At 71.2% G+C, this 26,543-nt stretch carries 25 protein-coding genes; 7 read left to right on the top strand and 18 right to left on the bottom strand.

The window, feature by feature from the left end:
• Window positions 1–62 precede the first annotated feature (62 nt).
• On the bottom strand, window positions 63–1,679 hold the full coding sequence (locus tag ACLBYE_RS07465; RefSeq protein ID WP_447693673.1) for a glucosamine inositolphosphorylceramide transferase family protein: 1,617 nt from the start codon (window positions 1,677–1,679) through the stop codon (window positions 63–65).
• 343 nt (window positions 1,680–2,022) lie between these two features.
• Between ACLBYE_RS07465 and ACLBYE_RS07460 the strand changes: the two genes are divergently transcribed.
• Entirely contained in the window at window positions 2,023–2,322 is a 300-nt protein-coding gene (locus ACLBYE_RS07460; protein WP_447693672.1) for a hypothetical protein, read from the top strand.
• A gap of 52 nt (window positions 2,323–2,374) precedes the next feature.
• Here the strand turns inward: ACLBYE_RS07460 and ACLBYE_RS07455 are convergent, their stop codons facing one another.
• A complete protein-coding gene (locus ACLBYE_RS07455) occupies window positions 2,375–2,875 on the bottom strand; it encodes an RT0821/Lpp0805 family surface protein (protein ID WP_447693671.1) in 501 nt (166 codons plus the stop codon).
• 92 nt (window positions 2,876–2,967) lie between these two features.
• On the opposite strand from ACLBYE_RS07455, the gene pdxH reads away from it, so the two are divergent.
• Entirely contained in the window at window positions 2,968–3,591 is a 624-nt protein-coding gene (pdxH, locus tag ACLBYE_RS07450) for a pyridoxamine 5'-phosphate oxidase (RefSeq protein ID WP_447693670.1), read from the top strand.
• Between the two features lie 70 nt (window positions 3,592–3,661).
• On the opposite strand, the gene ACLBYE_RS07445 is transcribed toward pdxH, so the two are convergent.
• From ACLBYE_RS07445 to ACLBYE_RS07405, 9 genes are all read right to left on the bottom strand, one after another.
• Window positions 3,662–4,354: a 50S ribosomal protein L25/general stress protein Ctc gene (locus ACLBYE_RS07445; protein WP_447693669.1), complete on the bottom strand. Its 693-nt coding sequence runs from the start codon at window positions 4,352–4,354 to the stop codon at window positions 3,662–3,664.
• Between the two features lie 159 nt (window positions 4,355–4,513).
• Window positions 4,514–4,930 (bottom strand): hypothetical protein, encoded by a 417-nt coding sequence (locus ACLBYE_RS07440; protein ID WP_447693668.1) that lies wholly within the window; start codon window positions 4,928–4,930, stop codon window positions 4,514–4,516.
• Window positions 4,931–5,223: 293 nt separating this feature from the next.
• Window positions 5,224–6,114 (bottom strand): ABC transporter permease, encoded by an 891-nt coding sequence (locus ACLBYE_RS07435; RefSeq protein WP_447693667.1) that lies wholly within the window; start codon window positions 6,112–6,114, stop codon window positions 5,224–5,226.
• A gap of 2 nt (window positions 6,115–6,116) precedes the next feature.
• Window positions 6,117–7,052: an ABC transporter permease gene (locus tag ACLBYE_RS07430; RefSeq protein WP_447693666.1), complete on the bottom strand. Its 936-nt coding sequence runs from the start codon at window positions 7,050–7,052 to the stop codon at window positions 6,117–6,119.
• A gap of 259 nt (window positions 7,053–7,311) precedes the next feature.
• Complete coding sequence (locus ACLBYE_RS07425) at window positions 7,312–8,568, bottom strand: ABC transporter substrate-binding protein (protein WP_447693665.1); 1,257 nt, start codon at window positions 8,566–8,568, stop codon at window positions 7,312–7,314.
• A 16-nt stretch (window positions 8,569–8,584) separates the two neighbouring features.
• Window positions 8,585–9,580, bottom strand: coding sequence for an ABC transporter ATP-binding protein (locus ACLBYE_RS07420; protein ID WP_447693664.1), 996 nt, complete (start codon window positions 9,578–9,580; stop codon window positions 8,585–8,587).
• Between the two features lie 49 nt (window positions 9,581–9,629).
• Entirely contained in the window at window positions 9,630–11,057 is a 1,428-nt protein-coding gene (gene hydA / locus ACLBYE_RS07415; protein ID WP_447693663.1) for a dihydropyrimidinase, read from the bottom strand.
• Window positions 11,058–11,287: 230 nt separating this feature from the next.
• Complete coding sequence (locus ACLBYE_RS07410) at window positions 11,288–12,358, bottom strand: GlxA family transcriptional regulator (RefSeq protein ID WP_447693662.1); 1,071 nt, start codon at window positions 12,356–12,358, stop codon at window positions 11,288–11,290.
• Window positions 12,355–12,915 (bottom strand): isochorismatase family protein, encoded by a 561-nt coding sequence (locus ACLBYE_RS07405; protein ID WP_447693661.1) that lies wholly within the window; start codon window positions 12,913–12,915, stop codon window positions 12,355–12,357. Before ACLBYE_RS07405 ends, ACLBYE_RS07410 begins: the two co-directional genes overlap by 4 nt.
• Window positions 12,916–13,035: 120 nt before the next feature.
• Between ACLBYE_RS07405 and ACLBYE_RS07400 the strand changes: the two genes are divergently transcribed.
• The 3 genes from ACLBYE_RS07400 to ACLBYE_RS07390 all read left to right on the top strand — a co-directional run bounded on the left by ACLBYE_RS07400 (window position 13,036) and on the right by ACLBYE_RS07390 (window position 15,364).
• Window positions 13,036–13,749 (top strand): SIR2 family NAD-dependent protein deacylase, encoded by a 714-nt coding sequence (locus tag ACLBYE_RS07400; protein WP_447693660.1) that lies wholly within the window; start codon window positions 13,036–13,038, stop codon window positions 13,747–13,749.
• A 282-nt stretch (window positions 13,750–14,031) separates the two neighbouring features.
• Window positions 14,032–14,256: a hypothetical protein gene (locus ACLBYE_RS07395; RefSeq protein ID WP_012320868.1), complete on the top strand. Its 225-nt coding sequence runs from the start codon at window positions 14,032–14,034 to the stop codon at window positions 14,254–14,256.
• Between the two features lie 313 nt (window positions 14,257–14,569).
• Window positions 14,570–15,364 (top strand): DUF1194 domain-containing protein, encoded by a 795-nt coding sequence (locus tag ACLBYE_RS07390; RefSeq protein ID WP_447693695.1) that lies wholly within the window; start codon window positions 14,570–14,572, stop codon window positions 15,362–15,364.
• 248 nt (window positions 15,365–15,612) lie between these two features.
• Here ACLBYE_RS07390 and ACLBYE_RS07385 read toward each other — a convergent pair whose 3' ends face one another.
• From ACLBYE_RS07385 to ispG, 7 genes are all read right to left on the bottom strand, one after another.
• A complete protein-coding gene (locus ACLBYE_RS07385; protein WP_447693659.1) occupies window positions 15,613–15,996 on the bottom strand; it encodes a hypothetical protein in 384 nt (127 codons plus the stop codon).
• A 74-nt stretch (window positions 15,997–16,070) separates the two neighbouring features.
• Window positions 16,071–18,401, bottom strand: coding sequence for a molybdopterin cofactor-binding domain-containing protein (locus ACLBYE_RS07380; RefSeq protein WP_447693658.1), 2,331 nt, complete (start codon window positions 18,399–18,401; stop codon window positions 16,071–16,073).
• A complete protein-coding gene (locus ACLBYE_RS07375; RefSeq protein WP_020093844.1) occupies window positions 18,398–18,877 on the bottom strand; it encodes a (2Fe-2S)-binding protein in 480 nt (159 codons plus the stop codon). Before ACLBYE_RS07375 ends, ACLBYE_RS07380 begins: the two co-directional genes overlap by 4 nt.
• Before the next feature lie 489 nt (window positions 18,878–19,366).
• Window positions 19,367–19,597, bottom strand: a complete 231-nt coding sequence (locus tag ACLBYE_RS07370; RefSeq protein ID WP_447693657.1) for a type II toxin-antitoxin system VapB family antitoxin — start codon at window positions 19,595–19,597, stop codon at window positions 19,367–19,369.
• A 78-nt stretch (window positions 19,598–19,675) separates the two neighbouring features.
• Window positions 19,676–20,011 (bottom strand): DUF6968 family protein, encoded by a 336-nt coding sequence (locus tag ACLBYE_RS07365; protein WP_447693656.1) that lies wholly within the window; start codon window positions 20,009–20,011, stop codon window positions 19,676–19,678.
• A 13-nt stretch (window positions 20,012–20,024) separates the two neighbouring features.
• On the bottom strand, window positions 20,025–22,043 hold the full coding sequence (locus tag ACLBYE_RS07360; protein WP_447693655.1) for a potassium transporter Kup: 2,019 nt from the start codon (window positions 22,041–22,043) through the stop codon (window positions 20,025–20,027).
• A 311-nt stretch (window positions 22,044–22,354) separates the two neighbouring features.
• Complete coding sequence (ispG, locus tag ACLBYE_RS07355) at window positions 22,355–23,680, bottom strand: flavodoxin-dependent (E)-4-hydroxy-3-methylbut-2-enyl-diphosphate synthase (protein WP_026605032.1); 1,326 nt, start codon at window positions 23,678–23,680, stop codon at window positions 22,355–22,357.
• A 384-nt stretch (window positions 23,681–24,064) separates the two neighbouring features.
• On the opposite strand from ispG, the gene ACLBYE_RS07350 reads away from it, so the two are divergent.
• Window positions 24,065–25,192, top strand: coding sequence for a patatin-like phospholipase family protein (locus ACLBYE_RS07350; protein WP_447693654.1), 1,128 nt, complete (start codon window positions 24,065–24,067; stop codon window positions 25,190–25,192).
• Between the two features lie 246 nt (window positions 25,193–25,438).
• The coding region (locus ACLBYE_RS07345) for a CHASE3 domain-containing protein (protein ID WP_447693653.1) at window positions 25,439–26,543 on the top strand (1,105 nt) is incomplete at its 3' end.

Below are 26,543 nucleotides of genomic sequence, written 5' to 3'. Positions count from 1 at the left end.
TCGGCCCGGGCTCGGACCAGGAGCCGCGCCCAACCCGAGCGGCGCGCTCAGCCCGGAGGCGCTCAGCCCAGGAGGCGGGGGCGCGCCCGGTGCGATCCGTCGATGAACTCGAAGCCGCCGGCGGCGCTCAGCATGTGCAGGCGCGTGCCCGGCCAGGCCGCGCCTGGGCACAGGCGCGTCTCGACCCGCTGCGCGTAGGCCTCCTCGTCGAGGCGCAGGATCCGGGCGAGGCCGAGCGCCGCGCCGTAGCCCTGGCGGCAATCCTGGACGGGCCGGATCAGGCCGCCGTCGCGCGCCACGATCGGGCCCGCGGCCCGGGCAGAGCCGATATCGATCAGCACCGGGTTGTGCCGGTGCGGCGTCCAGGGCCCGCGGAAATGCGGCGCGTGCCAGAGATGGAGCGTGTCGGAGTAGCTGCCGCCGCCGGCCCGGACCGTGGCGAACATCCACCAGCGGCCACCGTGCTGCAGCAGGGTCGCGTCCCCGGCCACGACCCCGTCGAGGAGCACCGCCTCGTGGACCCAGCCGCGCGGGAAGTCGGTGGCCCGATAGAGGTCGATCGTCCCGGAGGCGTGGGATTCCGGGATCATCCAGACCTGCCCGTCCGCCTCGAACACGAACGGGTAGGAGAGGTGGGTCTCGAGCTCGAGCACCGGCTCCGGGCGGCCGCGGGGCCCGTTCTCCCCGAAATCCACCGCGGCGATCACGCCCTTGCCGCGGCGGTAGTCGAATTCCTCCACGAATAGGGTCACGGCGCCGTCCCGGGCGATCGCGAAGGGGTCGGCGTAGAAGCGGCGCCCGTCGTCGGGAAGGACCTGCCAGCCGCCCTCGGGATGCCGGCGCAGGTCGATCAGGTCGGGGCCGACGATCCGCCGCCAGCCCACCCGCCAGTGCGGTCCGTGGAAGCAGAGGGCGTAGAGCCGGCGGGCGATCTGGCGGGCGAGCCCCCCGGCGGCCCGGCGGCGGGCGCCCAGGCCGCCGAGGTCGTAGGCGGCCGCGGGCCGCAGGGGTTCCCCGGCGCCGTCGGGGAGCGCCGTCGAGGCGGCGCCGTCGAGGGCTGCCAGGATCAGCGTGATGGTCCGTGCGAGATAGCCCTCGAAGGCCGTGAGCATCACCGTGTGCGATTCCGTGCCGAGGCGGCCGACCGCCACCGGCGCGCCGTCCGGCCCGCGCAGGGCCGCCACCGGCGCCCCGTGGGCGAACAGGGCGGCGAGGAGACCAGCCTCGCCCGGCATTCCATCGTAATCGAGCCGCCAGGCCGGCGCCGGGCCCGGATCCGCGGGGCTGTCCGAGAGGTCGAGGACGAGGTCGGCGGCGCTCCCGCCGGGCTCCGCGCCGTCGGGGGCCGCCTCGTAGGGGGCGAGGGCCACCGGCTCCGCCGCGGTCGCCAGACCCGGCCGCGGCAGGCCGTGGATGGCGGCCTCCAGGCGGAACAGGAGCTCCGCGTTCGGCGGCAGGCCCTCCGCGTGCTCGACCCAGGCGACGCGGATCCGATGGTCGGGCCGCTGCCCGAGCTGGTCGAGGAGTCGGATGTGCCAGCCGCGCAGGGACCGGCGGTCGAGCCTCACGACGATGGTCCGGGTGCGGGAGCGCGTCCCGGAGGGCGACGGCTCCGTCCGGGCGGGCGCCCGGCCACCGGTCGCCGACGGCCGGTCCGTGCCTCCGATCACCCGCTCCATCAGCCGGTCGGCCCCGCGCCCCGCGTGCCGGGTTTCGTATCGACGCTCACGGTGGCCAGACCCAAGATGCGCCCGGTCTCGACCCTCGATACGGTCGAGCCAGGCTCGAATGCTGTTACGCCGCGCCACGATCAAGCACGGCCGAGTGGATGTCTACCGGTTCAATCTTAACGTGCGGGACGATTTCTGGACGATGAATCGAAAAAATCGAAACGCCGTCCTTCAAATAAACGCGTGTTGGCGGGTCGTGATACAATGTCGCGAGGCGGTGGCGGCTCGCCGAGGGGAACCCCACCTCCAGCTGGACCGTTCGCCAGTCAAGGACGTGGTGCGGAGACAGGACATGACGCGCAAGACGCTGACGATGCCCCTCGCGGCGATGCTCCTCGCCGCCGTTCCGGGAACGGCCTTCGCCTGGGGCGGTGGCGGCGGTGGTGGCGGCGACAGCGGGAGCGGCCTCTCGCCCTACGCGGCGCTGAGCGGCAATGACCGCTCGGCCGGGGTCAACAACGGCAATTATCGCGACCCGGCCCTCGACCCCTACATCCGGACTTACGATCCGGAGGCCGCGGCCCGCTACGCGGCGCCGCCGGCCGCGCAGCCGCGCCTGCGCGTGCGGCCGTACTACGGCTACCCTTACTGAGGCGATCCGCGGAGGCCGTCGCGCGACGGCCTCGTCGCGGCCAGGAGCGCGGTCAGGAGCGTCCGAGGCCGCTCGCGGCCCGGACGCGCTTGAGCGTCCATGGTCCGCCCGAGAGCTTGCAGCCGGTGCCGCGGACGAAGCGGCTGCGGGTCGGCGCGATCACCGATGCCAGGAAGTTGCGGCAGATCAGCTCGTCCGAGACGTACGGGAGCCCGGTCGGGTTGACCGACCCGTGAAGCCCGGTCTCCGGGTTGTCCCACTTCACCGGGCGCCCGTTGCCCTGCGGATCCAGGGCGACGCCGAGGGCGGCCCGCGCCCGGCGCCAATCCTCCTCGGCGAGGTCGTCCCCGAAGCTCACGGGCCGCTTCTCGATGCTGCCGGTGACGGTCGGCTCCTCGACGACGCGCGGCGCCGCCGCCGGCGGATCGCCCCGGAAGACCAGCAGGGGCTGGCTGCAGCCGCACAGGGCCATCGCCACCGCCATCGACACCACCGACACGGACGCGCAGATGCGCGACCGCCGGCTTGGCCCTTTACACGCGCATCCCCGCATTACACCTGACTCACGACGGGCTATTCGCTCGACCGAACATGCCGATGTCGGTGCCCCCTCAGGCCCTGGACGCGGCTGGCAGGAGTCTTGGCGTGGATCAGTTAAGGACCGATGACCCGAAGGGCGGGGACTTCACGCTGAGCGAGGACCCCGTCGGGCTGTTCGCGGCCTGGATGAAGGAGGCGGAGGCCTCCGAGCCCGAGGACGCGAACGCCATGGCGCTCGCCACCGCCGGATCGGACGGGCTGCCGGACGTGCGGATGGTCCTGCTGAAGGACTTCGACGCCAGCGGCTTCGTCTTCTACACCAACACGCAATCCACCAAGGGGGAGGAGCTGGCGCAGAACCCCCAGGCGGCCCTGGTGCTGCACTGGAAGAGCCTGCGCCGGCAGGTGCGGGCCCGCGGGCCGATCACGCGGGTCACGGCCGCGGAGGCCGACGCGTATTTCCAGAGCCGCCGCCGGGAGAGCCGGCTCGGGGCGATCGCCAGCCAGCAATCCCGCCCGCTCGCCGACCGCGCCACGCTGATGACCGCGGTGGCGGAGCTGTCCGAGCGCTACGGCAACGGGCCGATCCCCCGGCCGGAGCACTGGACCGGATTCCGGATCGCGCCGGTGAGCGTCGAGTTCTGGCAGAACGGCGATTTCCGCCTGCACGACCGGGTGCGCTTCACCCGGACCGGCGCGGGCTGGAGCCGGGCGCGGCTCTATCCCTGAGCCCGGCCGAAACGCAGAGAGCCCCGGCAGGGCCGGGGCTCTCGCGTCGCGTGACGGGTGGCGACGAGGCTCAGGCCTCCTCGCCGTCCTTCTTCTCGTCCTCGGCGGCCTCGGCGTCGGCTTCGGCCTTCTCCTCGGCGGCCTCGGCCGACTGCGCCTCGGCGATGGCGGCCTCCTCGGCCTCCACCTCGGCGCCCAGCACGGTCGGCGGCACGATGTTGGCCACCGGGTCGGTCGCCTCGCCGGTGTAGGTGCCGGCCGGGATCTTGATGTCGGAGACGTGGATGACGTCGCCGATCGCGCGGCCGGTCAGGTCGACCTCGATCGCGTCCGGGATCTGGTCGGGGGCGACGTCGAGGCTCAGCGTGTGGGCCACGATGTTGAGGGTGCCGCCGAGCTTCTTGATGCCGGGGGCAGCGTCCTCGTTGACGAAGTGCACCGGCACCTCGACCGTGACGGTCTGGCCCGAGACGACGCGCAGGAAGTCGACGTGCAGCGGCACGCCGGTCACCGGGTCGAGCTGGAAGTCGCGCGGGATCGCGCGGACCTTCTTGCCGCCGGCGTTGATCTCGAACAGCGTGGTCTTGAAGCCGCCGGCGTAGATCAGGGTGCGGGTGCGGATGAGGTCGACCGCGATCGATTGCGGCGGCTGGCCACCCCCGTAGATGACGGCGGGAATCTGGCCCTGGCGACGAACGGCCCGGGCGGCCCCCTTGCCGACCCGGTCGCGTGCCACGGCCTCAAGCGTCTTCACAGCGCTCATGGCGTGATCCTTTACGATTGCTGGAGCCGGAAAACGAAAAGGCCGCCCCTGGCGGACGGCCACAACCTTCCCGGCGCGCCCCTGCCTCCAAGGGTGTCTCGGGGGCGCGCCGTGCGCATACACGGGCGGGGGTGGATTGGCAATGTCGGAGTGGGGCCCCTACGCGGCCGCGAGGCCGCGGCGAAGGATGATGCCGATCGCCTCCTCTCGACTCGGGCGCTCCGGCCTCGACAGGCGCCACGCATCGATCGCGCCCAGCACATCCCTGGGAATCGTCGACGCACCGTCCGCCTGAGGCGCGGACGCGGCCACACCGAAATGGCGCAGTGCGAAGGGCGAGCCGCTCTCCGGCATCAGGTGCAGGGTGACAGAGATTTGCTCGCCGCTCGCGAGGCGGTCGACGGTGTCGTGCGCGTCCCGCAAGTCCAGGCCGAAGCTGATCAGCGCCCGCACGAGGCTGACGGGTTGCTCGATCGGGCTCGAGGCCTGAAGCACGAGTTCAACGGGGATACCGGAAGGGCGGCGGTCGGCGTCCTCGCTTCGGCCCTGCTCCCGTCGTTCGAGCGCCTCCTTCAATGACGATCGCATCGACTTCAGCCTCTCTCAGGATCGCCGCACCGATCGCGTTGAGCCCAATCCGCCCGAGAGCACCCCTGTGCAGCCCCTGGATGTGGGCGCGACGAAAATACAATGTTTGGCCGATCTGCTCCAGTTCGCCGACTGCCTGCAGCCGCCCGACGGGCGTCTCGATCTCGATCAGGACCGTATTTCCGCGTCCGTAATCGAGAATCGTGACTGCAACGGAACCGGCAGGCCACACACGCGAACCCCGTAGACTCGCACGCGTGCAGGATGAGAGGGGAAGCGGTCTACGGCAACCCCGCTAGCGCCCGCCGCGCACGGCGCTTCTGCAGCCACAGGGTCAGGCCGAGCGCGGTCCCGATCACCAGCGCCGAGACGGCCGTGGTGACCGTGCCGAGGGCGTAGATCTCCGGCGTCGTCACCGTGGTGGTCAGGCCCTGCAGCTCCAGCGGCAGGGTGTTGCGGCCGCCGATCGCCTGGCTGGTGCGGGCGAGCTCGTCGAACGACAGGGTGAAGCCGAACAGCGCGACGCCGACGAGCGCGGGCGCGAGGATCGGCACCACCACGTGCCGGAGCGTCTGCGGGCCGCTGGCGCCCAGGTCGCGGGCGGCCTCCTCGTAGGCCGGGTCGAACCGGTTGAACACCGCGAACATGATCAGCAGGCCGAAGGGCAGGGTCCAGGTGAGGTGCGCGCCCAGCGCCGAGCTGTAGAGGCCCATCAGCGTGCCGTGGTCCTGCAGGAACCCCCAGCCGGTGGCGGCGGCCATCGCCTTGACGGCGTCGTCGAGGAGCCGGAATTCTAGGCCGATGCCCAGCGAGACCACGATCGAGGGCACGATCAGGCTCGACACCGCCAGGGCGAAGACGAGGCCGGCGCCGCGAAAGCCCTTCCGGAACGCGAGGCCCGCGTAGAACGCGATCCCCACGGTGAGCGCCATGACCACGAGGCCGAGGCCCAGCGAGCGCCGCAGCGCCGCCCAGATGTCGATCACGCCGACGCCTTCCCACAACTTGGCGAACCAGTGGGTCGAGACGCCGTTCATCGGGAAGGTCAGGCCGCCGGAGGGCCCCTGGAAGCTCAGCGCCAGGATGGTCAGCGTCGGCCCGTAGAGGAACAGGACGTAGAGGGCGAAGACCGCCGCCAGCAGGTAGAAGGCGCGGCCGCGGGGCTGGTCCATCGCTACAGCTCCCGCCGGAGGTCGATCATCCGGGTGAGCCCGAGGATCATCAGCAGCACGGCGGCGAGCAGCACCACGGCGTTGGCGGCGGCGGCCGGGAATTGCAGGTAGGACATCTGCACCTGGATTACCTTGCCGACGCTGGCGATCTGCTGGCCGCCCATGACGCCGACGGTGACGAAGTCGCCCATCACCAGGGTCGTCACGAAGATCGTCCCGATGGCGATGCCGGGCTTGGCGAGCGGCAGGATCACGTTCCAGAGGATCTGCGCGCCGGACGCGCCGCCATCGCGCGCCGCCTCGATCAGCCGCCGGTCGATGCGCGCGAGGCTGTTGAAGATCGGCACGATCATGAACACTGTGTCGAGGTGCACGAAGGCCAGGACCACCGCGAAGTCGGAGTAGAGCAGGCCCTCGATCGGCTCGCGGATCAGCCCGAGGGTGCGCAGCGTGTCGTTGACGAGGCCGTTGCGGCCGAGCAGCGGGATCCACGAGATCATGCGGATCACGTTCGAGGTCCAGAACGGGATCGTGCAGAGCAGGAACAGGCCCATCCGCACCGTCCCCGAGCGGACGTGGAAGGCCAGGAAGTAGGCGATCGCGAAGCCGAGCGGCAGGGTGATCGCCAGCGTCAGCACGACGAACTTCACCGTCGACAGGTAGGTGCGCACGGTCGTGCAGAGGTCGGCCGACAGGCAGCCGTCGAACACGTCGGCGTAGTTCTGCAGGGTGAGCGCCGGGATGATCTCGTACTCGTTGTATTCCCAGAGCGAGACGATCCCGGTGAGCACCAGCGGCACCACCAGGAAGACCAGGAAGACGAGGGCCAGCGGCGCGGCCTGGAGGTAGGCGAGGGCGCGGCCGCGCGGGCGCGCCGCGACGGCGGGCGCCCCGGTCCGCTCGGCGGTCGCGGCGGCGGGCAGGGCGAGATCGGTCATCGAGTTCGCCCCACGCGTGCCGGCGCTCCACACTCCCTCTGCGGGCTCCGACGTTCACACATCGGCTCCTGCGAGGCGCGACGCGCGCCCTCTCCCGTGCGGGAGAGGGTTGGGGTGAGGGACCCGGTCTTTCCGGAGAGGTCGCATCCCTCACCCTGTCCCTCTCCCGCACGGGAGAGGGGACCCGCGTTCCATTCAGCCGCCGCGTGGCCGCGCAGGATGGGACTCTTCGGTCGCTTGCAGCGGGCGCCCACCGCCCTCACGCCGCGATGAACTCGTTCCACTTGCGCACCATGTAGGTGTTCTCGTCCATCACGGCGTTCCAGCAGGCGACGGCGCCCATCCGCGCGTCGAAGGAGCCGCCGTCGCGGGTGGCGCCGGCCTTCTCGATCAGGGTGCCGTCGGGGCCGAGGATATCCTTCTCGGCGGGCTTGCCCTCCATCCAGAAGGCCCACTCGTAGGGCTGCATGTTCGCTTGGGCGGTCTCCAGCACGGCCGAGTAGTAGCCCTGCCGGTTGAGGTACGCCCCGGCCCAGCCGGACAGGAACCAGTTGATGAAGTCGTAGGCCGCGTCGAGCTTCCTGCCGCTCAGGGTCTTGGGGATGCCGAAGCCCGAGGCCCAGGCCCGGTAGCCCTCCTTCAGCGGCTGGTAGGTGCAGGGCACGCCCTGCGCCCGCACCTTGGTGACGGCGGGCGACCACATCGACTGGATCACCGTCTCGCCCGAGGCCATCAGGTTCACGGACTCGTTGAAGTCCTGCCAGAAGGCGCGGAACTGGCCGGCGCGCTTGGCCTCGATCAGCACCTTGATGGTGCGGTCGATCTCGGGCTTCGTCATGTTGCCCTTGTCGCCGTAGGTGTAGTCGCCGGTCGCCTCCACCACCATGGCGGCGTCCATGATGCCGATCGACGGGATGTTGAGGATCGAGGCCTTGCCCTTGAAGGCCGGGTTCAGGAGTTCCTTCCAGCTCGTGACGGGCACCTTGATCAGGTCCGGCCGGATGCCCAGCGTGTCGGCGTTGTAGACGGTGGGGATCAGCGAGATCCACTGAGTCTGTTCGCCGGCAAATTTTTTGGAGTCGATGCCCTCCAGGTAGAAGACCTTCCTGGGCGCCGTGCCCTGCTCGCCGATCTTCTTGCCCGCCACTTCCCCCTTCGTGAAAACGGAAGAGATCTTGTCGGCGAGCTTGATCCGCTTGGCGTCCATGCCCTGCAGGTTGCCGGCGGGCAGGATCTTCTTGAGGCTGAAATACTCGGTGTCGATCAGGTCGAAGGAGTTCGGCTGGGTGACCGCGCGCTTGGTCACCTCGTCGGTGACCACGGGGATGTACTCGATGGTGAGGCCGAGATCCTCCTTCACCTTCCGGGCGATGTCGGCGGACTGGTTCACCGCGGTGCCGAGGTAGCGCAGGGTCACGGGCTCGGCGGCGTGCACCGCCGGGAAGCCGGTCACCGGCGTCGCGGCGAGCGCGGCGGCGCCCTTCAGGAGCGTGCGGCGGCTCGGGGAAAGGTCCATCGTCGTCTCCGTCCTGTTACGCGTCGAGGTGGTGGGCGGCGGCCGCGTCCCAGCCGACCGGAATCGTGTCGCCGAGGCGGAGCGGGCGGCTCGCGAAATCCGCGTCGCTGAGGATCGCCGTGAGGGCGGCGGGGCTCTCCGGCGTCCGCTCCAGCCCGTCGGCGTCGAGGCCGACATGGACGCTGGTGCCCTGGTACTCGACCGCCACCACCCGGGCCGGCAGCGCGCCGGGGCCGGCCTCGGCGCCGAGCCGCATCCGGTCGGCCCGCACGGCCACGAGCCCGTCGGGCAGCCGGATCACGTTGTGGCCGCCGATGAACCGGGCCACGAAGGCGGTGGCCGGGCGCTCGAACACGGTGCGCGGGTCGGCGGCCTGCTCGATCCGGCCGGCATTCATCACCACCACGAGGTCGGAGAGCGCCATCGCCTCCTCCTGGCTGTGCGTGACGTGGATGAAGGTGAGCCCCAGCTCGGTCTGGATCCGCTTCAGCTCCACCCGCATCCGCACCCGCAGGAACGGGTCGAGGGCCGAGAGCGGCTCGTCGAGCAGCAGCACCTTCGGGCCGGTGACGAGGGCCCGGGCGAGGGCCACGCGCTGCTGCTGGCCGCCCGAGAGCTGGGCCGGCAGGCGCCCGGCGAGGTGGCCCATCTGCACGAGGTCGAGCATCGCCATCGCCTTGGCGCGGCGCTCCGCCCTGCCGACGCCGCGCATCTTGAGGCTGAAGGCGACGTTGTCGCGCGCGTCGAGATGCGGGAACAGCGCGTAGCTCTGGAACATCATGGCGGTGCCGCGCGCGGCCGGGGCCGCGTCGCCGACCGCCTTCGGGCCGATCACCACGTCGCCGGCGCTGGCGCGCTCGTGGCCGCCGATCATCCGCAGCGTCGTGGTCTTGCCGCAGCCGGAGGGGCCGAGCAGGCAGCAATAGGCGCCGGACGGCACCTTCAGGTCGATGCCGTCCACCGCAATGGCCGCGCCGTAGCGCTTGGTCAGGCCTATCAGCTCGACATCCATGCGGTGCTCCCCCCGGAGGTTGCAGGCAAGCGGCGGGCCAGCGTCGGCCTCAGGCGCCCCGCCGCTCGGCCGGATCGACGGCCCGGTCGAGCACCCGCCCGCGCCCCGGCTCGGACAGGACCCGGCCGTCCTCGGCGATGACCTGCCCGCCCGCGATGGTCATGACCGGCCAGCCGGTGACGTCGAAGCCTTCCCACGGCGTGTAGTCGGAGCCGTGGTGCAGGTTCGCCTGGCGGATGGTCTCGCGCCGGTTCGGGTCCCACAGGGTCAGGTCGGCGTCGAAGCCCGGGGCGATCGAGCCCTTGCGCGGGTAGAGCCCGTACAGCTTGGCGTGGTTCGTGGCGGTGAGCGCGGCGAACTGGTTGAGGCTGATCCGCCCCTTCGAGACGCCCTCCGAGAAGAACACCGGCAGCCGCGTCTCGATGCCGGGGATGCCGTTCGGGATCCAGCGGAAGGAGGTCTTACCCCGCGGGTTCAGCTTGCCCTGCGGGTCGTCGTAGCGGAACGGGCAATGGTCGGACGAGACCACGTCGAAGATCCCGCGGCGGATCCCCGACCAGACCGCCTCCTGGCTCTCGACGTCCCGCGTCGGCGGCGAGCAGACGTACTTCGCCCCCGCCATGAGATCCTCCTGACCGAGCCCCTTCATGTCCTCGGCGGTCAGCGTCAGGTATTGCGGGCAGGTCTCGGCCCGGATCTTCAGGCCCCGCGCCTGCGCCCAGGCGATCTGCTCGGTGGCCTCGCGGCCTGAGACGTGCACGATCACGATCGGCAGGTCGATCAGCTCCGCGTGGCTGATCGCCCGGTGGGCCGCCTCCCGCTCGACGATCTCGGGGCGCGACAGGGCGTGGCCGTAGGGTCCGGTCTCGCCCGCCCGCTCCAGCCGCTCGCTGAGGTAGCGGATCGCGTCGTAGCCCTCGGCGTGGACCATGACACGGGCGCCCTGCCGGCGCGCGACGTGGAACACGTCGAGGAGCTGGCGATCGTTCAGGACGAGGTCGTCGTAGGTCATGAAGACCTTGAACGAGGTGTAGCCGTCGGCCACCAGAGCCGGCAGCTCCTGGCCGAGCACCGCCTCGGTCGGGTCCGAGATGATCATGTGGATCGCCACGTCGACGTGGCACTGGCCCTCGGCCCTGGCCCGGTAGGCGTCGACGGCGCCGCGCAGCGAGGCGCCCCGGGGCTGGAGCGCGAAGGGCATCACGCAGGTGGTGCCGCCGGCCGCCGCCGCCCGGGTGGCGCTGGCGAAGTCGTCGGCCATGACGATGCCGGGGCCGGAATCCTGGGCGATGTGGACGTGGCTGTCGATGCCGCCGGGCAGGACCAGCAGGCCGGAGGCGTCGATCACCCGGGCGGCGTCGGCGATGCCCTCGGCGACCGCGACGATGCGGCCGCCGCGCACGCCGATATCGGCCCGGACCGTGTCGCTCGCCGTGACCACCGTGCCGCCCCGGATGGCAAGGTCGAATTCGGGCATGCCGCTCACTCCTCCGCGCCGTCGGGCGCGCCGGGCCGATGCACGGTCCGCGCCGATTCGGGCGGGCGCGGTCGGAACCGCAGGAGGTCACAGGCGGCCGGGCGGGTCCAGCGGGCCGCGCCATGCGCGGAACCACGGTTCCGGCCGAGATCTTCGGCTGTCGTCGCTCCCCCCGTCATCACGAGCGCAGCGAAGTGACCCAGGGTCGCGCGACGCCGGTAAGCGGAGCGCTACCCTGGATTGCTTCGCTCTGCTCGCAAGGACGGTTGTCTCGCCGGAGGCCGCGGGCGGTCCGGCGCGGACGCCCCGTCCGCGGGTCCGGCGCGCAGGCGCGACGGCGCCGCCGGGTGGAACTGCCGCCACACGCGGCGCATGTGCCGGGCAGAGCCGAAGCCGGCGCGCTCGGCGACCCGCTCCAGGCCGAGGTCGCTCTGCGTGATCAGGTCCCGGGCCAGCGCGACGCGGGACCGGTTGACCGCGTCCGTCACGGTCATGCCCGCGTGGAGCCGGAACAGCCGCGCGAGGTTGCGCGGGCTCGCGCCCGCGACCCGGCCGAGCAGCGCCGGGGACCAGTCCCGGGCCGGGTCGGCGGCGATCGCGTCCTGGGCCCGGTGCACCGCCGGGTGCAGGTGGCTGCGCCCCTCGAGCCAGGGCGAGAGCTGGGGATCTTCGGGCCCGCGCCGCATGTACACGACGAGCGTCCGCGCGACGGCGACCGCCGTCGCCGGGCCCGCCCACTCGGCCACGAGGTGCAGCATCAGGTCGATGCCGGCCGTGACGCCGGCGCTGCTGAACCGGTCGCGGTCCTGCACGAACAGGCGGTTGTCCAGGACCCGGGCCCCGGGGGCCGCCGCCCTCAGCCGGTCGCAGCTGGCATGGTGGGTGGTGCAGGCGTAGCCGTCGAGGAGGCCGGCCCGCGCCGCGAGCAGCGCGCCCTCGCAGACGGTCGCCACGATGTGGCCCGGCCGGACGACGCCGCGCAGCCACGCGACGATCTCGGCCTCCGCGTCGGCGTCGACCGCCGCGTCGGGCGCGTCGCCGAGCACCCGCGTCGCGGAGCCCGGCAGGAGCACGACCGTTCCGTCGGCCACCGTCGCCGGCAGCCCTCCGGCCCCGCCCAGGTCGAGCCCGATCGAGCAGCGGGTGAGCGCCCGCGGCGCCGCGTACGCCACCGCGAAGCCGACCCGGTCCTGGACGGTGCCGGCGATCCGCAGGACCTCCAGCGGGCCGGCGAGGTCGAGCAGCAGCGCGCGCGGCGGCAGGACCACGAGGACCGGGATGTGCCGCGCCGCCCCGCTCACGCGGCGACCGGCAGGTCCGGGCCGGCCAGCGCCTGGTCCACCGTGGCGATCCGGGCGAACCGGTCGGTCAGCACCAGCTCGGTGCGGGCCTTGATCTCGTCCGCGCCGAAGCGGCGGCCGTCCGGGTGGGTCATGGCGAAGGTCAGGGTGGCCTCGGTCACGTAGTCGACCTGCCAGCCGCTGTCGGAGGCGTGGCGGGTCGTGGTCTCGCAGCACTGCTCGGTCCGGATGCCCGACACGATCAGCCGGCGGATGCCGTGCTGCGTCAGCCAGCCCGACAGGCCGCTATCGACCAGGGCGCTGTGCCGGCGCTTGTGGAACGTGGCCGTCGGCGCGATCACGACCGGCTCGAGGGTGCGGACTTGGCCGGAGGCGATGGCGAACGGGCCGCTCTCGGCCACGTGGAAGATCTGCAGGACCGGGATCCGCCGCGCGGTGGCGCCGTCGATGAGCGCCTGCAGGCGTGCGGTGAAGGGCGGGACATCGACGTCGTTCCAGAAGGGCCTGTGCCGGAAGGATTCCTGGACATCGATGACCAGCAGCGCAACATCGGACATTTCGTGTCTCCCGCTCGGTGAAGCGAGCCGCAGCATTCACCGGGGAGATCCGGCGGGAAAGAAATCGCACCGCCAACGAGCGGACATATCCGGCCATTCCCGGGCGAACAGGAGCCGCGCGTGAGCGACCATCCCAAGACGATCTTCGTGCTCACCGGGGCCGGCGTCTCGGCCGAGAGTGGGCTCGGCACGTTCCGCGACCGCGGCGGCCTCTGGGCGCGGTTCGACCCGATGAAGCTCGCCACCCCGGAAGCCTACGCGGCCGATCCCGACACGGTGCTCGACTTCTACGACCATCGCCGCCGCGGCGTGGTCGCGGCCGAGCCGAACGCCGCGCACTTCGCTCTGGCGCGGGCCGAGGCGCGGATCGCCGACCGGGGCGGGCGGCTGTTCCTGTGCACCCAGAACGTCGACGACCTGCACGAGCGGGCCGGCTCGCGGGCGGTCACCCACATGCACGGCGAGCTGCTCAAGGCGCGCTGCTGCGCCTGCGGCGCGGTCACGCCGCGGCGCGCCGACCTGAGCCGCGCGGACAGCTGCCCCGCCTGCGGTGCGTCGGGCCGGATGCGGCCGGACGTGGTCTGGTTCGGCGAGATGCCGATGCACCTTGACGCGATCGAGGCGGCGCTCTCCGGGGCCGACCTGTTCGTGGCCGTGGGCACGTCTGGGGCGGTCTACCCGGCGGCCGGCTACGTGCGGCAGGCCCGCGCCCTCGGCATCCCGACCTGCGAGATCAACCTGGAGCCGTCCGACAATGCCGACGCGTTCGACGACGCGCGTTACGGGCCGGCGAGCGTCGCGCTGCCGCGCTACCTCGACGAGCTCGGCCTCTAGCGCGGCGACGGGCCGGCGGCGGGGATTCGGGACCGGCCGCGGACGGGGCCGACCGCGCGGCGTTCGCCGTCGGGCTCGCCAACCCTTTGCGCGAACAGGGTTTCTCGGCCCGTGATCCGCCGGACCGGGCCAGGATCAAAATCTTAAATGACGCGAATCACATCGGCGCGAGCTGTCAAGAACTGGTCGGGCAGTTGCCCACGGGTTACAACAGTCAAGCTCGGGATCGGCGTCGCGGCCTACCCGAGCGTTCGTTGAAGCCACAAGGGGAAGCAACTACCCATGCAGCACTTCACCGTAACCGACCGCGAGCGTGACACCGTCCTGGCGGCACTGCGCTATTACCAGTTCTACCGGATGCAGGGTCATCCGTTCGACCCCCGTCAGGATCACCTGATCGACACCATCGCCGGCCGGGCCGGCGAGGCGCTGGACCTCGCCGAGATCGACGATCTCTGCGCCGGCCTGAACGGCAACCCGCACGCCCTCGCCGCCGCGGCGGCCTGAGGCAGTTTCCGGGGCGGCCGAGGCCGCCCTCGACGACCCCGCGGCCGGCCCAGGGACGGGGCCGGAGGACGGGCAACCTCCGAGATGAGCGGGCTACCGCCGCCGGAGCGAACCTTCCTCACCGGGGCCGGGCCCAGCGCCCGAACCACACCCTGCCGACGCGCATCCGGGCCTGCCCCGCGGCGCGTCGGTCCGACGGGCGGGTCCGCGCGGCAGGCCCCCCGAAAGGCCGGTTTCGCGCGACGCCGAAACGTGGCCTAACGGATGCGCGACGGCCGCAGGGCCGCGCCTTCCGGGAGCGCCGAGGCCGATGATGCGGACGGGTTCGCGACGGATCCGCCGCGGCGTGCTGCGGGGCGCCGGCCTCCTGCTCCTCGGGCTCGCGCCCGCTACACCCGAGCCCGTTCAGGCCGCGCCCGAGAGCGTCGCCACCGCGCTGGTCGTCTCCGTGGACGTGTCGCAATCCGTCGACGACGCGCGCTTCCGGCTGCAGATGGAGGGCATCGCCGAGGCCCTGGAGGATCCGTCGGTCCTCGGCGCGATCACCGGCAATCCGGGCGGGATCCTGTTCGCGATGGTCACCTGGGCGGACCGCGCGACCCTCGCGGTCGGCTGGCGGCGGATCGCCGGCCGGGCCGACGCCGCGGCGGCCGCGGCCCTGGTGCGGGCGACGCCGCGCCAGGCCGGCGAGTTCACCTGCCTCGGCCAGATGTTCCGCACCGTGACCGCCGCCGTGCTCCCGGCGCTCTCGGTCCCGGCCGAGCGCGTGGTGGTCGACGTTTCCGGCGACGGGATCGACAACTGCACCGACGCCGACAGCCTCGCGGAGGCGCACCGGTCGCTGCTCGACACCGGCGCGACGGTCAACGGCCTGCCGATCCTGGTGCCGGGCGAGAACGACGTGGTCGGGGCCGGGGCCTACCGGGCGCCCGGCTACGGCCTGCTCCCGACCCCGCTGCCGCAGGCGCGCACGAGCCTGGAGCAGTGGTACCGCGCGAACGTCATCGGCGGCCCGGGGGCGTTCCTGCTGGCAGCCGCCGGCTACGGCGACTTCTCGCGGGCGCTGCGGCGGAAATTCGTGATCGAGATCAGCGCGCTGGGGCGGTGACGGGGCTCTCCCCGTAGGGACGTCACGCGGATGGAATCGCGCTCGCGGCCGGCCCTGAGCCTACCGTGACGGGCCGGCTCGGACATGACGAAGGCCCCCCCCGGGTCTTACGCTCTCCGTCATCACGAGCGAAGCGCAGTGACCCAGGGCAGCGCGACCTCAAAAGGCCTGGCGCGACCCTGGATTGCTTCGCTCCGCTCGCAAAGACGGTGGGACCGACGCGGACAACCGGAAAGCGGATCAGCCCCTCAAGGCGCCTTCTTCAGCTGCTGCTCGGCGCGGGACAGGGCGGCCTCGCAGCCCTTCGCATCGCCCTTCGAATCCGCCGTGCGCGCCTCCTCCAGGGCGACCTTCGCCTGCTGGGCGGCGTCCGCGCCCTGGCCGGCCTGGGCCGACTTCTCCGGCGGCGCCTGCGGCGACTCGTTCGCCCGCTGGCCCTCCGTGCCGGTGACGCCCTCGCCGCCGCGCTTGGCGGCGTTGCCCTGGCCGCTGGTCGAGGCGGAGATCGACTGGGTCAGCTCGGACTGGACCCGCTTGGAGACGCCCTCGATCCGGTCGCCGCAGGGCGAGGCGAGGGCGGGAGCCGCCGTCAGGATCAGGGTCAGGCAGGCCGTCAGGGCGGGACGCATCATCGGGTCGAGTACTTTCCAAGAGAATGGGGCCGCGGGTCTCCCCACGGCCCCAACGCCTCGCGACGGGTGACGGTTCAGGCGCTCAGCTGATCGCGGATCGGCAATTGCCGGACCCGCCGGCCGGTGGCCGCGAAGATCGCGTTGGCGATGGCCGGCGCCACCGGCGGCACGCCGGGCTCGCCGACGCCGCCGAGCGGACCGTCCCAGCGGCCGGTCGGCACGAGGTGCACGCGGACCGCCTTCGGGGCGGCGTCGATCCGGAGGACCTCGTAGCCGTCGAAGTTGTTCTGGACCGCCCGGCCCTGCTTGAAGGTGATCTCGGAGGTCAGGGCGAGCCCCATCCCCATGACCACGGCGCCCTCCATCTGCGAGCGGATGCGCTCCGGGTTCACCTGCGGGCCGCAATCGACCGCGATGTCGATCGCCTTCACCTGGACCTGGCCTTTGTCGTCGACCTCCACCTCGGCCGCCACCGCCGTGTAGGTGACGAAGCTGTAGTGGCCGGCGATGCCGAGGCCGGTGCCCTTGGGCATCTGGCGACCCCAGCCCGCGCCCTTGGCGGCCGCCTCGATCACGCCGCGCAGGCGGCCGGTCTCGATCGGGTAGCGCTTCGGGTCCTCGCCGTAGTTCCAGACGTCGCCGATCTCGGTCGGGCTGATCTTGCGATCGGGTCCGATGAGCGCGAGCAGGTACTCCTTCGGCTCGCGGCCGGCGGCGTGCGCCAGCTCCGACACGAAGGACTGGATCGCGAAGGCGTGCGGGATGTTCGACACCGAGCGGAACCAGCCGATGCGGGCATGCGCGGCGGCCTCGGGGTTCTCCAGCCGCATGTTCGGGATGTCGAGCGGCGTGTTGACCAGCCCCATCCCGAGCTCGAACGGCAGCTCGTGCTTCGGGTCGGGTGCGAAGATCGAGCCGATCGTCGGCGCCACCGAGCGGTGCAGCCACGCCACCGGCATGCCCTTGTCGTCGAGGCCGGCCTCCAGCCGCTCCACCGAGATCGTGTGGTAGAAGCCGTGGTGGAGGTCGTCCTCGCGGGTCCAGGCGAGCTTCACCGGCGCGCCGTCGACGGCCTGCGAGCAGAGCGCCGCCTCGACCACGTAATCGGGCTTCGACTTGCGGCCGAAGCCGCCGCCAAGCAGCGTGACGTTCACCTTGACCTTGTCGTCGGGCAGCTTGAGCGCCTTCATCAGGCGGTCGTTGGCGGCCTGCGGACCCTGGACGCAGGCCCAGGCCTCGCAGAACCCGTCCCTCACCCGGGCCACCGCCGCCGGGGGCTCCATGGGGGCCTGGGCGAGGTGGGGCACGAAGTACTCGGCCTGGACCTTGGTCTTGGCCTTGGCCATGGCGCCGTCGACGTCGCCCTGCGTGCGCACGACCTTGCCGGGCTTGCGCGCGGCGGCCTCCAGCTCCTTGCGGAACGCGTCGGTGTCGTAGCCGGCGTTCGGGCCGTCGTCCCAGGTGATCTTGAGCGCGTCCCGGGCCTTCAGGGCCGCCCAGGTGTTCTTGGCCACCACGGCGACGCCGCCGAGCGGCATGAACTCCGAGGGGATCGGGGTAGCGTCGATCTTGAAGATTTTCACGACGCCCGGGACCTTCTTGGCCTCGCTGTCGTCGAAGGACTTCACCGTGCCGCCGTAGACGGCCGGGCGCGCGACGACGGCGTAAAGCATCCCGTCGAGCTTGGTGTCGAGACCGTAGACCGCCTTGCCGGTGGTGATGTCGACATTGTCGATCAGACCGATCTTGCCGGTGCCGATGTAGCGGAAGTCCTTGGGGTCCTTCAGCTTGACGTCGGTGGGCACCGGCAGCTCGCCGGCGGCCTTGGCGACCGCGCCGTAGCCGAGGGTGCGGCCCGACTTGGCGTGGGTCAGCGTGTGGTTGACGGCCGTCACCTCGGAGGCCGGCACGCCCCACTGCTTGGCTGCCGCCTGGATCAGCATCAGCCGCGCGGCGGCGCCGGCGTGGCGGAAGTGCTGGAAGAAGTGGCGGGTCGAGCGCGAGCCGTCGGTGTCCTGGTTGCCGAAGCGGGTCTCGTCGCCCCAGGCTTGGATGACCTTCACCTTCGCCCAGTCGGCCTCCAGCTCGTCGGCGACCGTGAAGGCCACCGAGGTGCGGATGCCCTGACCCATGTCGGAGCGGTGGTTGGTCACCGTGACGGTGCCGTCCGGCGCGATGGCGACGAAGACCTTCGGGTCGTCGCGCCAGCCGTGCGGCATGCCGTCGGCGCCGAACTTCTGCTCCTTCTGCTCCTTGGTCTGGGTCTCGTCGGCCCGGGCCGGGCGCAGCGAGAGGGCCAGAACCAGGGCGCCGGCGCCGCCGAGGATGCCGCGGCGGCTGACATTGTCGAGGGCCGGCGTAGTGCCGGCGGCGAGCTCAGCGGTGAGCTTGGCGTCGTGGATCACAGGCGCTCTCCCTTGCTGGCGGGCGCCGTCTGACCGGCGGCCTGATGGATCGCGGCGCGGATGCGCGGGTAGGTGCCGCAGCGGCAGATGTTGCCGCTCATCGTCGTGTCGATGTCGTCGTCGGTGGGCTTCGGCGTGTCCTTGAGGAGGGCGGCCGCCTGCATGATCTGGCCGCACTGGCAGAAGCCGCACTGGGCGACGTTCTGGTCGCGCCACGCCACCTGCACGGGGTGGTTGCCGTCCGGCGACAGACCCTCGATGGTCACGACCTCCTGGCCGGCGGCCGCCGAGACCGGCGTGATGCAGGCGCGGGTCGCCGCGCCGCCGAGATGGATGGTGCAGGCCCCGCAGAGCGACACGCCGCAGCCGAACTTGGTGCCGGTGAGCCCGAGCTCGTCCCGCAGGTACCACAGCAGCGGCATGTCGGGGTCGCCGTCGAAGCTGCGCGCAGCCCCGTTCACGGTGAGTTTGATCATCGTTGCGTCCTGTCTGGCGGCGCCGGAGCGGCGATCAGTCGGGTCCGAGCCGGGCCGGGGGCCTCGGCCGGCTTAGCCGGCTCACGTTCCCCGGTGCGGATAAGCCGCGGGGCGAACGCTCAAGCTCAGAATAATAAATATTCTAAGGCAGGCTGAGGGAGCGGCGCAACGTGGGGATGTTGTTGGTCATCCCGCGCCGGCTGCGTTCAGGGCATGCCGCGTGCGGCGGCGCACATGAGGTTAGCGCCATCACGGCGTGTCGTTGCGGTCTGTCACCGCATTGGGTTCATGAAGCGCGGAGCCGTTTCCCGGACAGGTGGAGCGAAGCGGAACCTGATCCGGGATCCAGCACGAGGACCTGCCGCGCAAGCGGCACAAGTTGAACTGGAATGACGCTTCGCGACGTCCTGTGCTGGGTCCCGGGTCGCATTCCGCTGCCGCTCCATGCGCCCGGGAAAAAGGACGACGTGTGGCTGTCTCCACACGTATTCACGGATCGCAGCGGCTGCCCTGCAGGGCGTCGTAGACCTCCCGCGGCAGAGGCTCCCGGGCGCTATCGCTGAGCGTGATCCCGTGCTGCGCACGCAACCGGGCCGCAGTCTCCCGCGGCGTCTCCACCAGGTGTCTGCGCTCGATCGCCTCGGGGGTGCCGATGCCCGCTATCGCGGCGAAGCGGCGCGTCAGCGCATCGGCTTCGGGATTATTGACGTTGATCGGCATGCGGGCTCGCCCTAGATGCCGAGCGTAGATAATCCCGGGCGCTGATCTACACCAGCGGCAGAAACACCGTTACCTGCGTCACCCCTCGAAGACCTTGTCCAGGCCGATCAGCAGATCGCGGCCATTCTTCGGGATGGGAAAGCCGTATCCATCCGCAGGCTTCTCCCACATCAGGCTGCCGGCCTTGTGGGCCGCGCTACTGTAGAGGTCGATGCCGATCTTCTGCATCGTCAGATGGAGCGCCTGCAACGCATCGACGCCGGCTCCGAAGCTGTCCCACGGATGCTCGGGCCAACCGATCGTATAGCGGCAGATCCAATGCCCATCGGCGTATTCGGGCGCGCAGAGCCGGGCCGGGACGGAAATATCCGCGTCCGGGCTCCGGATCGTCAGGACGCGCGCGCCGATGACCATGGCGGCGCGGCCTTCAGACCGTCACCTGCGTCCCGACCTCCACCACGCGCCCGGTCGGGATCTGGAAGAAGTCCGTGGCGTCGTTGGCGTTCTTGGCGAGGGTGATGAAGATCCGGTCCTGCCAGAGCGGCATGCCGGAATGCGCCGCCGGCCGGATCGAGCGGCGCGACAGGAAGAACGACGTCGCCATGATGTCGAACTTGAAGCCCTGGCGGCGCAGCAGCACCAGCGTCTTCGGGATGTTCGGCGTCTCCATGTAGCCGAACTTCATCACGACCTTGTAGAAATGCGGGCCCACCGGCTCGATCCGCACCTTGTCGGCCTCGTTCGAGCGGGGCGTGTCCACCGTCTCGACGGTGAGGATCACGTTCTTCTCGTGCAGCACCTTGTTGTGCTTGAGGTTGTGCAGGAGCGCCGCCGGGGCGATCTCGGGATCGCTCGTCAGGAACACCGCGGTGCCGCGCACGTGGTGGGGCGGGCTCTTCTCCAGCATGCCGACCAGCTCGACCAGCGGCACGTCGGTCTTGCGGGTCTTGTTGAACAGGATCGTCACCCCGCGCACCCAGGTCCACATCAGGATGATGAGGCCGCCCGCGAGCAGCAGGGGCACGTAGCCGCCCTCGACGACCTTGATCAGGTTGGAGAGCAGGAACAGGAACTCGAGGACGATGAAGGGCAGCATCACGGCGGCCGCCGCGACCGGCGACCACTTCCACATGCGCCACATCACCAGGAAGGTCAGCGAGGCGGTGAGCAGCATCGTGCCGGTCACCGCGATGCCGTAGGCCGAGGCCAGCGACGACGAGGTCTTGAACAGCACGGCGAGCAGCACGACGCCGAACATCAGCAGGGCGTTGATCTGCGGCAGGTAGATCTGGCCGGCATGCGACTCGGAGGTGTGGCGGATCTCCAGCCGCGGCAGCAGGCCGAGCTGGATCGCCTGCCGGGACAGCGAGAAGGCGCCGGTGATCACCGCCTGGCTCGCCACCACGGTGGCGATCGTGGCGAGCACCACCATCGGCAGCAGGCCCCAGGCGGGCACGAGCTGGAAGAACGGATCGGCCGTGTCGGGCTTCTCCAGCACCAGGGCCGCCTGCCCGAGATAGTTGAGGGCCAGCGCCGGGAAGACGAGGCATATCCAGGCCACCTGGATCGGCTTGCGGCCGAAATGGCCGAGATCGGCGAACAGGGCCTCGGCCCCGGTCACCGCCAGGAACACCGCCCCCAGGGCGATCAGCGCGCCGCTGCCGTGGCCGAGCAGGTAGTGCACGGCGTGCCAGGGATTGAGCGCGCGGAACACCTCCGGGTGCAGGGTGATGTGCGGCAGCGCCGCGAGCGCCATGGCGAGGAACCACACGACGGTCACCGGCCCGAAGAAGGCCGCCACCTTCCCGGTCCCGCGGTTCTGCACGAGGAACAGCGCGACGATGATCACCACGGTGATCGGCAGGACGTACTCGTCGAGGGCGGGCGTGACGAGCTTCAGGCCCTCCACCGCCGAGAGGACCGAGATCGCCGGCGTGATCACCGCGTCGCCGTAGAACAGCGAGGCGCCGAGGAGCCCCAGCATGAACACGATGCGCGAGCCGCCGAGCGCCTTCCGGGCCAGCGCCATCAGCGAGAGGATGCCGCCCTCGCCGTTGTTGTCCATGCGCAGCAGGATCGCGACGTACTTGACCGTCACGATCATGAAGAGGGCCCAGAGGATCAGCGACACGGTGCCGATCACCTCCTCGGGCAGCAGGATGCCGTCGGTCCGGGCCGGGACCAGCGCCTCGCGGAACGCGTAGAGCGGGCTGGTGCCGATATCGCCGTAGACGACGCCGACGGAGCCGACCAGCAGCGTCCAGAACCCGGCATGGCCGTGCTGGGTCTCGGCCTTCTCGGGGGCGTCGAGGCTGCCGGCGGTGGCCGGCCCGTGCGTCGGCACCGGGGCGCCGGTCTCGTCGGCGGCCTGGGCGGCCGCGCGCGCGGCGTCGGGGGCTGCGGGCGCGGGCTGGGGGGCTACGCCGGGTGCGAAGGTTTGGCTCATGCGGATGTCGGAAGCTCGGGCGTGGCCGGCGCTTCGCGGTTCGGCTCAGGGGCCAGTCGGGGCCGGGCAGAAAACGCGAAGACTCCGCCGAACCGTGCGGGCCGGCCACCGGGCCGACCGCTCGCGGGATCGTGCGGCCTTGCTATCATGCCCTCGTGCGCCCGGAAACCGTGTGCACCCGCGAAGAACGCGGAGCTGGGTCTCGGCACGGCGGGCCGCCCCGCCAACGTCGACGGGACGCGCGGCGCCCGGACCGACGGCGGGGGGCGACGCGGTCTCCGTCTCGCGGGACGTGTGCGTCGGCCTGCCCGTCACTCGGCGGCGGTGCGGTTCCCGCCCTGGCCGAATCGGCGCTCGATGTAGTCGATCACGATCGTCTCGAAGTCCTTGGCCAGCGTCGGGCCGCGGAGCGTCATCGCCTTCTTGCCGTCGATGAAGACCGGCGCGGTCGGCGTCTCGCCGGTGCCGGGCAGCGAGATGCCGATATCGGCGTGCTTCGATTCGCCCGGGCCGTTCACGATGCAGCCCATCACGGCGACGTTCAGCCCCTCGACGCCCGGATAGGTCTTCTTCCACTCCGGCATCGAGGTGACGATCCAGTTCTGGATGTCGCGGGCGAGTTCCTGGAACGTGGTCGAGGTCGTGCGGCCGCAGCCCGGGCACGCCGCCACCATCGGCACGAAGGTGCGGAACCCCATGGTCTGCAGGAGTTCCTGGCTCGCCTTGACCTCGACGGTCCGGTCGCCGCCGGGCTCGGGGGTCAGCGAGTACCGGATCGTGTCGCCGATCCCCTCCTGGAGCAGCACGCCGATGGCGGCCGAGGCGGCCACGAGGCCCTTCGAGCCCATGCCGGCCTCGGTGAGGCCGAGATGGATGGCGTAGTCCGAGCGGCGCGCCACCTCGCGGTAGACGGCGATCAGGTCCTGAACCGCCGAGACCTTGGCCGAGAGGATGATCTTGTTCTGCGGCAGGCCGAGCTCCACGGCGCGGTCGGCCGAGCTGATCGCCGAGCGGACCATCGCTTCGCGCATCACCGCCCGGGCGTCGATCGGCCGCGGCGCCTTGGCGTTCTCGTCCATCAGGTGGGTGAGCAGCTCGCCGTCCAGCGAGCCCCAGTTGGCGCCGATCCGCACGGTCTTGTTGTGCTTGATCGCCTGCTCGATGATCGCCGAGAACTGCGTGTCCTTCTTGTCCTTGAAGCCGACATTGCCGGGGTTGATCCGGTACTTGGCCAGGGCCTCGGCGCAGGCCGGGTGGTCGGCGAGCAGCTTGTGGCCGATGTAGTGGAAATCGCCCACCAGCGGCACGTGGACGCCGATCCGGTCGAGGCGCTCGCGGATCTTCGGCACCGCGGCGGCGGCCTCGTCGCGGTCGACCGTGATGCGCACGAGCTCCGAGCCGACCCGGGCGAGCTGGGCGACCTGCGCCACGGTGGCGTCGATGTCGGCCGTGTCGGTGTTGGTCATCGACTGGACGACGATCGGGGCGCCGCCGCCGACGGTGACCGCGCCCTCGCCCTCGCCGACCGTGACGCCGACGGTGCGGTGGCGCGGGGCGGGGCCGGCGATCTCCGGTCCGCCGCCGGCCAGCGGGTTATCGGCGGGGTTCTCGGAACGGGTGGCTTCCATGACTTCCATCGTGGACTTTCGCGGGCGCGCCTCGCGGGTGCCGGAGCCGTGACGGCTGCCGGGCCGGTCCCGGGGACACGCCTCGCCGGAACTTCGGGGCTGCCGCGGGTTAGCTGCGGATGACCCGGCGCCGCGTCAACCCGGCGCCGCGCGGGGCAGCATCGCGCAGGACAGCATCGCGGCTGTCATGTCGTATCCGGGCGCGGATGTCGAGTTTCCTGCACGTCCCGGAGGCACCCGCCGCCGTCGCCGGCCAGTTTTCGTCGGACTCTGTTGCCGATTCGCTCGGGCCGGGACAGGTGCCGGCGCGGGGCAGGCGCCCCGCCGCGATCCCGTCGCACGGTTGATGCTGCATTGCAGCATCCCATCTGTACGGTGGATCAGGAGGCCGACATGAGCGAACAATTCGGTGGCGCCGAGCCGCACAACCCCGCCACCGCCGTTCCCGAATCGCCCGTCACGGACGCGATCGAGGCGCAGCCGGCGCAGGCGCCGGGTCCGGCGCTCGCCGGGCCCAAGTTCGAGAAGCCGGTGGCGCTCGCCCTTCAGGGCGGCGGCGCGCACGGCGCCTTCACCTGGGGCGTGCTCGACGCGCTCATCGAGGACGGCCGCCTCGGCTTCGAGGCGGTGACGGGGGCGAGCGCCGGGGCGATGAACGCCGTCGTCCTGGTGGATGGCTGGCTGAAGGGCGGCCCGGACGGCGCTCGCGAGGGTCTGGAGCGGTTCTGGCGCGAGGTCAGCCTCGACGGCGACCTGGGGCCGGCTCAGCGCAACCTCGTGAGCGGCCTGTTCAGCCTGTGGAAGGGCAACCCGGTGGCCGAGTTCTGGGCCAAGATGCTGGCGCCGAGCCCCTACGTGTCGAACCCGCTCAACATCAATCCGCTGCGCAAGGCGCTCGCCGAGCAGGTCGATTTCGACCGCCTCCGCGAGGCCGACACGGCGGGCCTGTTCGTCTCGGCGACCAACGTCTGGACCGGCAAGCTGGCGGTGTTCGAGCGCGAGCACCTGACCGTCGACCACCTGATGGCCTCGGCCTGCCTGCCCACGGTCTTCCAGGCGGTGGAGATCGACGGCGTGCCCTACTGGGACGGCGGCTACCTCGGCAACCCGCCGCTCTACCCCCTGCACCGCGGCGCCCAGACCCGCGACATCCTGCTCGTGCAGATCAACCCCGTGGAGCGGCGCGAGACCCCGCGCACGGAGGCCGAGATCCGTGACCGGCTCAACGAGATCACGTTCAACGCGAATCTGATGCGCGAATTGCGGGCGATCGACTTCCTCGACGGGCTGATCGAGGAGGGCACCCTCGGCCAGGGCCAGTACCGCCGGGTCCTCGTGCACCGGATCGACGGCACCGACGCCCTCGAGGACTACAACGCCGCCTCCAAGCTCGACGCGCGCTGGACCGTGTTCAAGCGCCTGCGCGACAAGGGCCGCGCCGCCGCGCAGGCCTGGCTCGCCGAGAACTACGAGCGGATCGGCCGGGATTGCACGGTCGACCTGCAGCAGGCGTATCAGTGATGGGCCCTTCGGGCCACGTGCGGATAATTGATCTCAAGATTTCGTTCTGTCGATATCTGCCGGCAGTTGTCGGATTTATCAGAGGATGGGCCCGCAGTTCGGTGAAAGGAAATGATGTCGCGCGAATGAGTCTTAGCCCGGCTCAGAGTTAATAAAAATTTCTCTTCATAAACGCCGATGAAGCGTCTACGGGCAGGGCGCAGGTGATGAGGCGACGACTCATTCGCCGCGGGGAGAGCCCGAGACATGTCATTTCGTATGTCCGACTACAGGATCAGCATCAAGATCGCCCTTGTGATGGGCGCGATGCTCATCGTTACATTGGTCGTGGCTGGCATAACCTTGCGGAACATCGGCGATATCCGGGAGGCCCAGGACCGGATCGAGCACACGCAGGCGGTGCTGGCGCAGGTCGAGCGGATGAGCCTCGCGATGGTGAACCGGGAGACCGGCCTGCGCGGCTACCTGATCGCCGCGGAGCCGCGCTTCCTCGAGCCCGAGACGGCCGGGCGTGAGGCCTTCGCGGCGGCCTGGTCGGAGATGCGGCGGCTGGTGGCGGACAACCCCGCGCAGCAGGCACGCCTGGCGGACCTGAAGTCCCTGGCCGAGCGCTGGGGCAGCACGTTCGCGGATCGCGAGATCGCCCTGATGCGCGATGCCGCGACCCGGGAAGAGGCGCGCCGGATCATGATCTCGGGCGTCGGCAAGGCGATCATGGACGAGATCCGCGCCAAGACGGCCGAGATCGCCGACACGGAGCGCGCGCTGATGAACGGCCGGGCTCAGGCCGCGGCGGCGGCCATCGCGGCGACGCGGTCGGCGAGCCTGATCGGCCTCGGCCTGATGGCCGGCATCGGGCTGGTCGGTCTGGCGCTCCTGCAGATCGGCATCGCCAAGCCGGTCCGCGCCATCACGGCCGCGATGACCCGGATGGCCGCGAACGACCTCCGGACCGAAGTGCCCGGAGTCGGCCGCGGTGACGAGATCGGCGCCATGGCCGATTCGGTCCGGGTCTTCCGCGACGGCCTCGTCCGAGCCGCGACCCTCGAAGCCGAGGCGGCGCAGGCCCGTGCCGCCCTCGATGCGCAACGCAAGGTCGCGATGGTCGAGATGGCGGACGGCTTCCAGGCGGCGGTCGGCGGCGTGGTGCGGGCCGTCTCGTCGGCGGCGAGCGAGCTCGAATCCACGGCCGCGCGCATGAGCTTCGCCGCGGCCGAGACGGCCGACCAGTCGACCACGGTCGCGGCGGCGGCCGAGCAGGCGGCCACGAATGTCAGCACGGTGGCCGCCGCCGCCGGGGGGCTCGGCACGACCATTCACGAGATCGGGCGGCAGGGGCAGGCGGGGGGCG

The organism is Methylobacterium sp. A52T, from assembly GCF_053346095.1.
The sequence above is the reverse complement of the archived record's forward strand: the minus strand, read 5'-3'. Positions and strand labels throughout refer to the sequence as shown.

Coding starts and splice junctions, on each gene's coding strand:
- ACLBYE_RS07425 (WP_447693665.1), bottom strand. CDS start 8,568: ATGGACCTTTCCCCGAGCCGCCGCACGCTCCTGAAGGGCGCCGCCGCG.
- ACLBYE_RS07350 (WP_447693654.1), top strand. CDS start 24,065: ATGAGCGAACAATTCGGTGGCGCCGAGCCGCACAACCCCGCCACCGCC.
- ACLBYE_RS07370 (WP_447693657.1), bottom strand. CDS start 19,597: ATGCCGATCAACGTCAATAATCCCGAAGCCGATGCGCTGACGCGCCGC.
- ACLBYE_RS07405 (WP_447693661.1), bottom strand. CDS start 12,915: ATGTCCGATGTTGCGCTGCTGGTCATCGATGTCCAGGAATCCTTCCGG.
- ACLBYE_RS07430 (WP_447693666.1), bottom strand. CDS start 7,052: ATGACCGATCTCGCCCTGCCCGCCGCCGCGACCGCCGAGCGGACCGGG.
- ACLBYE_RS07385 (WP_447693659.1), bottom strand. CDS start 15,996: ATGATGCGTCCCGCCCTGACGGCCTGCCTGACCCTGATCCTGACGGCG.
- ACLBYE_RS07465 (WP_447693673.1), bottom strand. CDS start 1,679: ATGGAGCGGGTGATCGGAGGCACGGACCGGCCGTCGGCGACCGGTGGC.
- ACLBYE_RS07360 (WP_447693655.1), bottom strand. CDS start 22,043: ATGAGCCAAACCTTCGCACCCGGCGTAGCCCCCCAGCCCGCGCCCGCA.
- hydA (WP_447693663.1), bottom strand. CDS start 11,057: ATGCCCGAATTCGACCTTGCCATCCGGGGCGGCACGGTGGTCACGGCG.
- ACLBYE_RS07365 (WP_447693656.1), bottom strand. CDS start 20,011: ATGGTCATCGGCGCGCGCGTCCTGACGATCCGGAGCCCGGACGCGGAT.
- ACLBYE_RS07435 (WP_447693667.1), bottom strand. CDS start 6,114: ATGGACCAGCCCCGCGGCCGCGCCTTCTACCTGCTGGCGGCGGTCTTC.
- ACLBYE_RS07375 (WP_020093844.1), bottom strand. CDS start 18,877: ATGATCAAACTCACCGTGAACGGGGCTGCGCGCAGCTTCGACGGCGAC.
- ACLBYE_RS07445 (WP_447693669.1), bottom strand. CDS start 4,354: ATGAGCGCTGTGAAGACGCTTGAGGCCGTGGCACGCGACCGGGTCGGC.
- ACLBYE_RS07460 (WP_447693672.1), top strand. CDS start 2,023: ATGACGCGCAAGACGCTGACGATGCCCCTCGCGGCGATGCTCCTCGCC.
- ACLBYE_RS07455 (WP_447693671.1), bottom strand. CDS start 2,875: ATGCGGGGATGCGCGTGTAAAGGGCCAAGCCGGCGGTCGCGCATCTGC.
- ACLBYE_RS07395 (WP_012320868.1), top strand. CDS start 14,032: ATGCAGCACTTCACCGTAACCGACCGCGAGCGTGACACCGTCCTGGCG.
- ACLBYE_RS07420 (WP_447693664.1), bottom strand. CDS start 9,580: ATGGATGTCGAGCTGATAGGCCTGACCAAGCGCTACGGCGCGGCCATT.
- ACLBYE_RS07390 (WP_447693695.1), top strand. CDS start 14,570: ATGCGGACGGGTTCGCGACGGATCCGCCGCGGCGTGCTGCGGGGCGCC.
- ispG (WP_026605032.1), bottom strand. CDS start 23,680: ATGGAAGTCATGGAAGCCACCCGTTCCGAGAACCCCGCCGATAACCCG.